We start from the raw sequence: 12984 nt of genomic DNA, 5'->3' as shown, positions 1-12984 counted from the left end.
AACCCCATGATGGACGCCTTCGAACTTCCCCGCACCTTGGTCCAGTCCCTCCAACGCCGTGCCGCACAGACGCCGGACCAGATAGCCCTGCGCTTTCTGGCCGAGTCCGCCGAGCACAGCGTGGTGCTCAGCTACCGTGACCTGGACCAACGCGCCCGCACCATCGCCGCCGCCTTGCAAGCCGATGTCGCGATGGGCGAGCGCGCGGTGCTGTTGTTCCCCAGCGGCCCGGACTATGTCGCGGCGTTCTTCGGCTGCCTGTACGCCGGGGTAATCGCGGTACCGGCCTACCCGCCGGAATCCACCAAGCGGCATCACCAGGAGCGCTTGCTGTCGATCATCAGCGACGCCGAGCCGCGCCTGCTGCTGACCATCGCCAGCCTCGGCGAAAGCCTGGCGCAGATTGACCACGCACCACCGGTCTTGAGCGTAGACACCCTCGACGCACAGCTGGCCGATCACTGGGTCGCCCCCGAGCTGCAACCCGACGACATCGCCTTCCTGCAATACACCTCCGGCTCTACCGCGCTGCCCAAGGGCGTGCAAGTCAGCCACGGCAACCTGGTGGCTAACGAAGTGCTGATCCGTCGCGGCTTTGGCATCGACCTCAACCCGCACGACGTCATCGTCAGCTGGCTGCCGCTCTACCACGACATGGGCCTGATCGGCGGCCTGTTGCAGCCGATCTTCAGCGGCGTGCCGTGCGTGTTGATGTCGCCGGCCTACTTCCTGGCGCGGCCGTTGCGCTGGCTGGAAGCGATCAGCGACTACGGCGGCACCATCAGCGGTGGCCCGGATTTCGCCTACCGCCTGTGCAGCGAACGGGTCAGCGAGTCGGCCCTGGAACGCCTGGACCTGAGCCAGTGGCGCGTGGCCTATTCCGGTTCCGAACCGATCCGCCTGGACACCCTGGAGCGCTTTGCCGACAAATTCGCCGCCTGCGGTTTCACCTCAAGCAATTTCTTTGCTTCCTACGGACTGGCCGAGGCGACCCTGTTCGTCGCGGGCGGCACCCGTGGCCAAGGCATCCCCGCGCTGCGCGTCGATGAGCACGCGCTGGCCGCCAACCGCGCCGCGCCGGGGCAGGGCAGGGCCGTCATGAGTTGCGGCACTCAGCAGCCGGACCACGCCGTGCTGATCGCCGATCCCCACACGCTGAGCGAGTTGGCCGATAACTGCGTGGGCGAACTCTGGGCGAGCGGCCCGAGCATCGCCCAGGGTTACTGGCGCAACCCTGAAGCCACCGCCAGCACCTTCGTCCAGCACGCCGACCGGACCTGGCTGCGCACCGGCGACCTGGGGTTTATCCGTGACGGTGAGGTGTACATCACCGGGCGCTTGAAAGACCTGCTGATCGTGCGCGGGCACAACCTGTATCCACAGGACATCGAGCAAACCATCGAACGTGAGGTCGAGGTGGTGCGCAAAGGCCGGGTGGCGGCCTTTGCGGTGAATGATCAGGGCCTGGAAGGCATCGGCATCGCTGCGGAAATCAGCCGCAGCGTGCAGAAAATCCTGCCGCCCGAAGCGCTGATCAAGGCGATTCGCCAAGCGGTGGCCGAGGCTTACCAAGAGGCGCCTAGCGTGGTGGTGCTGCTCAACCCTGGCGCGCTGCCGAAAACCTCCAGCGGCAAAGTGCAACGGGCGGCGTGTGCGCTGCGCCATGCCGATGGCAGCCTCGACCGCTATGCGCAGTTCCCCGAGGTGCAAGCGCCGGCGAGTGAGGTCGCGCTGGCGTCGGCCCTGCAACAGCAGATCGCCGCGATCTGGTGTGAGCAGCTGCAAGTGGCCACGGTTGCCGCCGATGATCATTTTTTCCTGCTCGGCGGCAACTCCATCAGTGCCACCCAGGTGGTCGCGCGCCTGCGTGAAACCCTGGGCCTGGAGCTGAACCTGCGCCTGCTGTTCGAGGCGCCCACCCTGCAAGGCTTCGCCGCCAGCGTCGCGCAGGTGCAACAGGCCGGCGGCGTTGCACAAGGCGCAATGGCTGCACTGTCGCGCCAGCACGAGCTGCCGCAATCCCTGGCCCAGAACCGCTTGTGGATCACCTGGCAGCTGGACCCCGACAGCAGCGCCTACACCATCCCCGGTGCCCTGCGCCTGCGCGGCGCGTTGGATGAAGACGCGCTGCGCTCAAGCTTCCAGCACCTGGTCCAGCGCCACGAAGCCCTGCGCACGCGTTTCTATGAGCGTGACGGCGAAGGGTTCCAGCGCATCGAGTCCAGTGCGGTGTTTGACCTGCACACCATCGACCTCAGCGACCTGCCCGGCGCCGAGCGCGAAGCCCGTGCGCAGCAAATCCGTGAAGACCAGGCACGTACTTCGTTCGACCTGGAAAAAGGCCCGCTGCTGCGGGTGACCCTGGTGCGCCTGGATGAAGAAGACCACCAGTTGCTGGTCACCCTGCACCACATCATCGCCGATGGCTGGTCGCTGACTATTCTGATCGACGAGTTCTCCCGTCTCTACGCGGCCGCGTCCCAGGGCCAGCCCCTGAAGCTGCCGCCACTGAGCCTGCAATACGCCGACTACGGCAGTTGGCAGCGCCAATGGCTGGCCGCAGGTGAAGGCCAGCGGCAATTGGCGTACTGGCAGGCAGCGCTTGAGGGCGATCACCCGACGCTCGACCTCGCCACTGACCATCCGCGCTCGGCGCAGCGTCTGAACAGCGCCTCGCGCCATACCGTACGCCTGAGCGCCAAGCTCAGTGACACGATTCGCCAGACCGCACAGGCCCATGAAGCCACCCCGTTCATGCTGCTGCTGGCCGCGTTCCAGACGCTGTTGTATCGCTACAGCGGGCAGCGCGATATCCGCATCGGCGTGCCCAATGCCAATCGCTCACGCCAGGAAACCCAAGGGCTGGTCGGGTTCTTCATCAACACCCTGGTATTGCGTGCCGAGCTCGACGGGCTCCAGCCTTTCAACCAGCTGTTGGCCGCGACACGCCAGGCTGCATTGGACGCCCAGGCGCATCAGGACCTGCCGTTCGAACAACTGCTGGAGGCCTTCCCCCAGGCGCGGGAACAGGGCCTGTTCCAAGTCATGTTCAACCACCAGCAACGTGACCTCAGCGCCCTGCGCCGCCTGCCGGGCCTGCTCGCCGAGGAACTGCCGTGGCACAGCCGCGAAGCCAAGTTCGACCTGCAACTGCACAGCGAAGAAGACCGCACCGGGCGCTTGAGCCTGGCCTTCGACTACGCCGATGAGCTGTTCGAGCCGGCAACCGTGCAGCGCCTGGCCGAGCATTACATCCACCTGCTGCAAGCGGTCTGCGAACAACCGCAGCAAGCCTTGGGCGAGCTGAAACTGACCGCAGAGGACGAGCAACAGGCATGGAGCCAGGCACCGTGCGCGCCGGCCCGGCAGTGGTTGCCCGAGCTGCTCAACCAGCACACTTCGGACGCCACTGCGCTGGTCTGGCAAGCTGGCAGCCTGAGCTTTGCCCAGTTGCATACCCAGGCCAACCGCCTGGCGCATTACCTGCGCGACAAGGGCGTCGGCCCGGACGTCTGCGTGGGCATCGCCGCCGAGCGTTCGCCGCAGTTGCTGATCGGCCTGCTGGCGATCCTCAAGGCCGGCGGCGCTTATGTGCCGCTGGACCCGGATTACCCCACCGAGCGCCTGGCCTACATGCTCGAGGACAGCGGCGTGCACCTGCTGTTGACCCAAACCGCACTGCTGGAACAACTGCCGACGGTGGCAGGCGTGTGTGTGATCGCCATGGACAGCCTGCACCTTGACCGCTGGCCGACCCAGCCACCGGGCCTGCACCTGCACGGCGACAACCTCGCCTACGTGATCTACACCTCCGGCTCCACCGGCCAGCCCAAGGGCGTGGGCAATACCCATGCGGCGCTGGCCGAGCGCTTGCAGTGGATGCAGGCCACCTACACGTTGGATGCCAGCGACGTGCTGATGCAAAAGGCGCCGATCAGTTTCGACGTCTCGGTGTGGGAGTGCTTCTGGCCGCTGATCATAGGGTGCCGTCTGGTACTGGCCGGTCCTGGCGAGCACCGTGACCCTCATCGCATCGCGCAACTGGTGCAGGAACATGGCGTGACCACGCTGCATTTCGTGCCGCCGCTGTTGCAGTTGTTTATCGATGAACCCTTGGTTACCGAATGCACCAGCCTGCGCCGGCTGTTCTCCGGCGGTGAAGCCTTGCCCGCGCAGTTGCGCAACCGCGTCCTGGCGCGCCTGCCGGCGGTGCAACTGCACAACCGTTATGGCCCGACCGAAACCGCGATCAACGTCACCCATTGGCACTGCGCCGTGGAGGATGGCGAGCGCTCGCCGATAGGCCGGCCACTGGGCAATGTGATCTGCCGGGTGCTCGACGACCAGCTCAATCCGTTGCCGGCCGGTGTGCCGGGTGAACTGTGCATCGGCGGCATCGGCCTGGCGCGCGGTTACCTCAGTCGTGCAGGGCTCACCGCCGAACGCTTTGTCGCCGACCCGCTGGGCTCAGCCGGGGCGCGTCTGTATCGCACCGGTGACCGTGCGCGCTGGAGTGTCGACGGCGTGCTTGAATACCTCGGCCGTCTCGATCAGCAGGTCAAGCTGCGCGGCTTTCGGGTGGAACCGCAGGAAATCGAAGCGCGCCTGTTGGCGTTGGACGGCATCGCCCACGCCGTGGTGCAGGTGCGGGACGGCCAGTTGATCGGTTACTACACCGGCCCGGCCGAACTGGATGCACAGGCAGTGAAAGCCGCCCTGGCCGTTGACCTGCCCGAGTACATGGTGCCTGCCTACCTGATGCGCCTGGACGCGATGCCCCTGAGCCCCAGTGGCAAACTCGACCGCCGCGCACTGCCCGAACCGGTGTGGCAAACCCGCGAACACGTCGAACCGGAAACGCCGCTGCAGCAGCAGATTGCCGCGATCTGGCGCGAGGTGCTCGGCCTGCCCCGTATTGGCCTGCGCGACGACTTTTTCGCCCTCGGCGGCCACTCGCTGTTGGCCACGCAAATCGTCTCCCGCACCCGCCAGGCCTGCGACGTCGAACTGCCGTTGCGCACCTTGTTCGACGCCAGCGAGCTGGGCGACTTCGCTGCGCAAGTGGGCCTGATCCAAGCCTCGGGCCAACGCAACCAGCAGACTGCAATCGCCAAGGTCGACCGCAGCCAACCCGTGCCGCTGTCCTATTCCCAGCAGCGCATGTGGTTCCTCTGGCAGATGGAACCGGACAGCCCAGCTTATAACGTCGGCGGCATGGCGCGCTTGTGTGGGGTGCTGGATGTGGGGCGTTTCGAGGCGGCGTTGCAGGCCTTGATCATGCGTCACGAAACCCTGCGCACCACCTTTCCGAGCGTCGATGGCGTGGCCTGTCAAAAGGTCTCGCCACAGACCGGCCTGCGCATGGACTGGCAGGACGTCTCGGCACTGACTGAAACCCAGCGCCAGCAGCGCCTGCAACAACTGGCGGATCAGGAAGCGCATACGCCGTTCAACCTGGAAACCGGGCCGTTGCTGCGCGCCTGCCTGGTCAAGGCCGGCGAACAAGAGCATTACCTGGTGCTGACCCTGCACCATATCGTCACCGAAGGCTGGGCCATGGACATCTTTGCCCGTGAACTCAGTGCGCTCTACGAAGCCTTCATCGACGAGCGCGACTCACCGCTGGCGCCGCTGCCGGTGCAATACCTGGACTACAGCGTGTGGCAGCGCCAGTGGTTGGAAGCGGGTGAGCGTCAACGCCAGCTGGATTACTGGACCGCGCAACTGGGCAGCGAACACCCGCTGCTGGAACTGCCTGGCGACCGCCCGCGCCCGGCGGTGCAAAGTCACCGGGGCGAGCTGTACCGCTTCGACCTGAGCGACGCGCTGGCCGCCCGTGTTCGCGCGTTCAACGCCGAGCATGGCCTGACCCTGTTCATGACCATGACCGCCACCCTGGCCGTGTTGCTCTACCGCTACAGCGGCCAGACCGACCTGCGCATCGGCGCGCCGGTAGCCAATCGGATCCGTCCGGAAAGCGAAGGGCTGATCGGTGCGTTCCTCAACACCCAGGTAGTGCGTTGCCAACTCGATGGGCAGATGAATGTCGCGCAGCTGTTCGAGCAGGTGCGTCACACCGTGATCGAAGGCCAGTCCCATCAGGACCTGCCGTTCGACCATCTAGTGGAGGCGCTGCAACCGCCGCGCAGCGCGGCGTATAACCCGCTGTTCCAAGTGATGTGCAACGTGCAGCGCTGGGAGTTCCAGCAACGCCGCCAACTGGCCGGCATGACTGTCGAGTACCTGGCCAACGATGCCCGCGCTACCAAGTTCGACCTCAACCTGGAAGTCACCGACCTCGACCATCGTCTGGGCTGCTGCCTGACCTACAGCACCGATTTGTTCGACGAGCCGCGCATTGCTCGCATGGCTGAGCATTGGCTCAACCTGCTGGAAGCACTGATCGACAACCCGCAGCAACGCCTCAGCGAATTGCCCCTGCTCAGCGCCACCGAGCAGCGCGCCGTGCAGGACAGCCTCGGGGTGGAGGCCGGTGAGCATCGGCTCGACCAGTGCATTCACCCACTGTTCAGCGAACAGGCGCGCAAGCGTGCCGATGCGCCGGCGCTGACCTTTGCCGGGGTGACGCTCACTTACGCCGAACTCGACGCCCGCGCCAATCGCCTGGCCTGGATGCTGCGCGAGCGCGGCGTCGGCCCGCAGGTGCGCGTCGGCCTGGCGCTGCCGCGTTCGCTGGAAATGGTCATCGGCCTGCTGGCGATCCTCAAGGCCGGCGGCGCCTACGTGCCGCTGGACCCGGAATACCCGCTGGACCGCCTGCATTACATGATCGAAGACAGCGGCATCGGCCTGCTGCTCAGCGATGCGCCGATGTTCGACGCCCTTGGCCCGTTGCCGGCGAGCGTCGCGACCTGGTGCCTGGAGCACGACCTGCCGCTGCTGAGCAACTACCCGGCCGGCGAGCTGCCGATGATCAGCCTGGCGCAACACCCGGCGTACCTGATCTACACCTCCGGTTCCACCGGCAAGCCCAAAGGCGTGGTGGTGTGCCATGGCGAAATCGCCATGCATTGCCAGGCGGTGATCGAGCGTTTTGGCATGCGCCCGGACGACTGCGAACTGCACTTTTATTCGATCAACTTTGACGCTGCCACCGAGCGCTTGCTGGTGCCGTTGCTCAGCGGTGCCCAGCTGGTAGTGCGCGCCCAGGGCCAGTGGGATGCCGAGGAAATCTGCGCGCTGATCCGCACCCACCGCATCAGCATCCTCGGGTTTACGCCCAGCTACGGCAGCCAGTTGGCGCAGTGGCTGGCCACGCAACAGCAGACCCTGCCGGTGCGCATGTGCATCACCGGCGGTGAAGCCTTGACCGGCGAACACCTGCAACGCATTCGCAGCGCGTTCCAGCCACAGATGTTCTTCAACGCCTATGGCCCGACCGAAACCGTGGTGATGCCACTGGCCTGCCTGGCGCCGGAGCAACTGGAAGAGGGCGCTGCCAGCGTGCCGATTGGCAGCATCATCGGCGCACGCGTGGCTTACATTCTTGATGCCGACCTAGCCCTGGTGCCGCAAGGCGCGAGCGGTGAGTTGTATGTCGGCGGAGCAGGCCTGGCCCAGGGGTATCACCAGCGTGCGGGGATGACGGCGGAGCGCTTTGTCGCCGACCCGTTCGCGGCGAATGGCGGGCGTTTGTACCGCACCGGCGACCTGGTGCGCCAGCGTGCCGATGGGTTGGTCGAGTACCTGGGGCGTATCGACCATCAAGTGAAGATTCGCGGGTTCCGCATTGAGTTGGGCGAGATCGAAACCCGCCTGTTGGAACATGACGCCGTGCGTGAAGCAGTGGTGCTGGCGCTGGATTCGCCGAGTGGCAAACAGCTGGTGGCGTATCTGGTCAGCGACGCTGAGCACGGCGCGTTGCGCGAGGCGGTGAAGGCCCGGCTCAAGGCGCAGCTGCCGGACTACATGGTGCCCGCTCATGTGATGGTGCTCGACAGCATGCCGCTGACCGCCAACGGCAAACTCGACCGGCGCGCCTTGCCCGAGCCGGACCCCGAGGCGAATCGCCAACAGTATGTGGCGCCACGCAACGCGCTGGAGCACAGCCTGGCAGCAATCTGGTGCGCGGTGTTGAACCTGCAGCAGGTCGGCCTGGAAGATAACTTCTTCGAGCTGGGCGGCGATTCAATCCTGTCGATCCAGGTGGTCAGCCGTGCGCGGCAGGCGGGCATTCATTTCAGCCCGCGTGACCTGTTCCAGCACCAGACCGTGCAAAGCCTGGCCGCCGTTGCCACGCGCGCCGAGCAGGTCAGCGCCGAGCAAGGGGTACTCACCGGCGCCTCGGCCCTTACGCCGATCCAGCAGTGGTTCTTCGACACCGACATTCCGGCGCGTCAGCACTGGAACCAGGCGCTGCTGCTCAAGCCGCTGCAACTGCTCGACCCGCGCCGCCTGGAGCAGGCCCTGCTGGCGGTGCTGGAGCATCACGATGCGCTGCGCCTGAGCTTCACCCGGCGCGACGCCCAATGGCACGCCGAACACCTGGCCGTGCCCGAAGGTGGCGTACTGATGCAGGCCCAAGTGCGCGACATGGCCGACTGCACCGCGCTGTTCACCGATACCCAGCGCAGCCTTGACCTGGAACACGGCCCGCTGCTGCGTGCCTTGCTGGTGGACGGCCCCCAAGGCCAGCAACGCCTGTTGATCGTCATCCATCACCTGGTGGTGGACGGCGTGTCATGGCGCGTGTTGCTCGAGGACCTGCAAAATGTTTATCGCCAACTGAGCGATGGCCAGTCCGTCAGCCTGCCGGCCAAGACCAGCGCGTTGCGCGAGTGGGCGGCGCGTTTGCAGGCGTATGCCCACAGCGAATCCCTGCGCGAAGAACTGAGCCTGTGGCAAGCGCAGTTGGCGGGCCCGGCGCTGGCGTTGCCGGTGGCTCGCCCGCAAGGTGCACGGCGCAACCGTGACGCCGAGACGGTCAGCGTGCGCCTGGATGCCGAACGCACCCGGCAATTGCTGCAACACGCACCAAGCGCCTATCGCACCCAGGTCAACGACCTGCTGCTGACCGCCCTGGCCCGCGTGCTGTGCCGCTGGAGCGGCCATGATTCGGCGTTGATTCAACTGGAAGGCCACGGCCGTGAAAGCCTGTTCGATGACATCGACCTGACCCGCAGCGTCGGCTGGTTCACCAGTGCTTATCCGCTGCGCCTGACCCCGCAGGCGCAACCGGGCGATTCGATCAAAACCATCAAGGAGCAACTGCGCGGCGTGCCGCATAAAGGCCTGGGCTACGGCGTGCTGCGCTACTTGGCGGACGACCTGTGCAAACGCACCCTGGCGGCGTTGCCGAGCGCCGCGATTACTTTCAATTACCTCGGCCAGTTCGACCAGAGCTTCGGCGCTGATGCACTGTTCCATCCGCTGGATGAATCCGCCGGGCTCGCGCACGATCCGGACGCTCCGCTGCCCAACGAGCTCAGTGTCGACAGCCAGGTGTACGGCGGCGAACTGGTGCTGCGCTGGACCTTCAGCCGTGAACGCCACGATCAACACACTATCCGCGCACTGGCCGAGGCGTATCTGGCCGAGCTGCACAGCCTGATCGCCCATTGCCTCGAAGAGGGTGCCGGCGGCTTCACGCCGTCCGACTTCCCGCTGGCCCAACTGACCCAGGCGCAACTGGACAGCTTGCCAGTACCCGCCAGCGCCATCGAAGACGTCTACCCACTGACCCCGATGCAGGAGGGCCTGCTGCTGCACACCCTGCTGGAACCGGGCACCGGCCTGTATTACATGCAGGACCGCTACCGCATCGACAGCGCGCTGGACCCCGAGCGTTTCGCCGAGGCCTGGCAACGGGTGATCGCCCGCCACGAAGCCTTGCGCGCCTCGTTCTGCTGGAACGTCGGCGAAGACATGCTGCAAGTGATCCACAAGCCGGGCAGCACGCCGATCGAATACCTGGACTGGAGCGCCGATCCCGAGCACGAGCACGAACCGCGTCTGCAAGCCTTGCTCAAGGCCGAGCGCGAAGCCGGTTTCGATCTGCTCAACCAGGCGCCGTTCCACCTGCGCCTGATCCGCGTGGGCGAGGCGCGCTACTGGTTCATGATGAGTAATCACCACATCCTCATCGATGCCTGGTGCCGTTCGCTTTTGATGAATGATTTTTTCGAAATCTACAGGGCCCTGGGCGAAGGTCGCGATGCGCAACTGGCGACGCCGCCGCGTTACCGCGACTACATCGCCTGGCTGCAACGCCAGGACCTGGACGAAGCGCGCCAGTGGTGGCAGCACAACTTGCAAGGGTTCGAGCGCACCACGCCGATCCCGAGCGACCGGCCCTTCCTGCGCGAACACGCAGGCCACAGCGGCGGCATGGTGGTCGGCGATTGTTACACCCGCCTGGATGCCCGTGATGGTGCGCAATTGCGCGAGCTGGCCCAGGCCCACCAATTGACCGTCAACACCTTCGCCCAGGCGGCCTGGGCGTTGGTACTGCGGCGCTTGAGCGGCGAGCGTGACGTGCTGTTCGGCGTCACCGTGGCCGGGCGTCCGGTGCAGATGCCCGAGATGCAACGCACCGTCGGCCTGTTCATCAACAGCATCGCCCTGCGGGTAAAACTGCCGGCAGACGACCAGCGTTGCAGCGTGCGCGACTGGCTGAGCGGCCTGCTCGACAGCAATATGCAATTGCGCGAGTACGAATATTTGCCCTTGGTAACGATTCAGGAACTCAGCGAACTGCCCAAGGGCCAGCCGCTGTTCGACAGCCTGTTCGTGTTCGAAAACGCCCCGGTGGAAAGCTCGGTGCTGAGCCACGCGCAAAGCCTGAAGGCTACCTCGGACTCCGGCCGTACCCACACCAACTTCCCGCTGACCGCCGTGTGCTACCCCGGCGATGATCTTGGCCTGCACTTGTCCTATGACCAGCGCTACTTCGATGAAAGCACCGTGCAAGGCATGCTCGGCGAGTTCAAACGGTTGCTGCTGGCGCTGGTGCAGGGCTTCCATGGCGACATGGCCGAGCTGGCGCTGATTGGCGAGCAGGAACGTGAATTCCTGATGCACGGCTGCAACCAGAGCGAACACGACTATCCGCTGCAGCGCAGCTATATCGAGCTGTTCGAGGAACAGGTGGCGCAGCATCCGCAGCGTATCGCCGCCAGCTGTCTAGATCGGCAATGGAGCTATGACGAGTTGAACCGGCGCAGTAACGGCCTGGGGCATGCGCTGATGGCGGCGGGTGTCGGCCCGGACCAGCCGGTGGCGTTGCTGGCCGAGCGTAATCTGGAGCTGTTGGGCATGATCATCGGCAGCTTCAAGGCCGGTGCCGGTTACCTGCCGCTGGACCCGGGGCTGCCGAGCCAGCGCCTGAGCCGCATCATCGACCTGAGCCGCACGCCGTTGCTGGTGTGCAGCGAAGCCTGCCGGGAACAGGCGATCGAACTGCTCGAAGGCTTCGACTGCCAGTTGCTGGTGTGGGAAGAAATCCCGGCCCGTGGCGAGAATCCCGGTGTCTATAGCGCTCCGGACAACCTCGCCTATGTGATCTACACCTCGGGTTCCACCGGCTTGCCCAAAGGCGTGATGGTCGAACAGCGCGGCATGCTCAATAACCAGTTGAGCAAGGTGCCCTACCTGCAACTGAGCGAGACGGATGTAATCGCGCAGACGGCCTCGCAAAGTTTCGATATTTCCGTGTGGCAATTCCTCGCCGCGCCGCTGTTCGGCGCGCGGGTAGACATCGTGCCCAACACCCTTGCCCATGATCCCCAGGGCTTGCTGGCCCATGTCCAGGCACAGGGCATTACTGTGCTGGAAAGCGTGCCGTCACTGATCCAGGGCATGCTCGCCCAGGACGCTGTCCGCCTCGACGGCCTGCGCTGGATGCTGCCGACCGGGGAAGCGATGCCGCCGGAGCTGGCGCACCAGTGGCTGTTGCGCTACCCGCACATCGGCCTGGTCAACGCATACGGCCCGGCGGAATGCTCGGATGATGTGGCGTTCTACCGCGTCGATCTGGCCTCGACGCGGGGCACCTATTTGCCGATTGGCATGCCCACTGACAACAACCGCTTGTACCTGTTGGACGGCGCACTGGAATTGGTGCCGCAAGGCGCTGTCGGCGAACTGTGCGTGGCCGGCACCGGGGTCGGTCGTGGTTACGTCAGCGACCCGTTGCGCACCGCACCGGTGTTCGTGCCGAACCCGTTCGGAGCACCAGGCGAGCGGCTGTACCGCACCGGCGACCTGGCACGGCGACGCAGTGACGGCGTGTTGGAGTATGTCGGGCGGGTTGACCACCAGGTGAAGATTCGCGGCTACCGCATCGAACTGGGTGAAATCGAAGCGCGCCTGCACGAACAACCCGAGGTGCGTGATGCGGCGGTCGGTGTCCAGGAGGGCGTCAACGGCAAGCACCTGGTTGGCTATTTGGTGGCTGCGGATGAGGCGTTGAACCCTGGCGAACGCCTGGACCGTATCAAGCAACGCCTGCGCGCCGAACTGCCGGAATACATGGTGCCGCTGCACTGGCTGTGGCTTGAGCGCCTGCCGCTCAACGCCAACGGCAAACTCGACCGCAATGCCCTGCCGGCCCTGGACATCGGCCAGTTGCACAGCCAGGACTACCTGGCACCGCGCAATGAACTGGAAACCACCCTGGCCGCGATCTGGGCCGAAGTGCTCAAGGTCGAACGGGTAGGGGTGCAGGACAACTTCTTCGAGCTGGGCGGACACTCGTTGCTGGCGACACAGATCGCTTCACGGGTGCAGAAGACGCTGCAGCGGGATGTGCCGCTGCGGGCGATGTTCGAATGCAGCACGGTGGCGGAGCTGGCCGAGTATATCGAGGGGTTGGCGGGCAATGAGATCAGTGCCGAGAAGGTGGATCGGTTGAGTGATTTGATGGCGGAACTGGAGGGGTTGTGAGGCGGCCGTTGGTCTGGAAGATCGGGTTTTTCCAGCAGAACTGTCAATTCTGACAGTAGGCAGGATTTCTGATCCACGTGT

General features: G+C 65.2%; 1 protein-coding gene. It reads left to right on the top strand.

The features are described from left to right. Positions 1-6 precede the first annotated feature (6 nt). Entirely contained in the window at positions 7-12903 is a 12897-nt protein-coding gene (locus C4J93_RS18325; RefSeq protein ID WP_124430142.1) for a non-ribosomal peptide synthetase, read from the top strand. Positions 12904-12984 lie beyond the last annotated feature (81 nt).

The organism is Pseudomonas sp. R2-37-08W, from assembly GCF_003851705.1.
GTDB lineage: Bacteria > Pseudomonadota > Gammaproteobacteria > Pseudomonadales > Pseudomonadaceae > Aquipseudomonas.
Note: the sequence above shows the minus strand (reverse complement) of the source record. Positions and strands in the feature narration are given on the sequence as shown.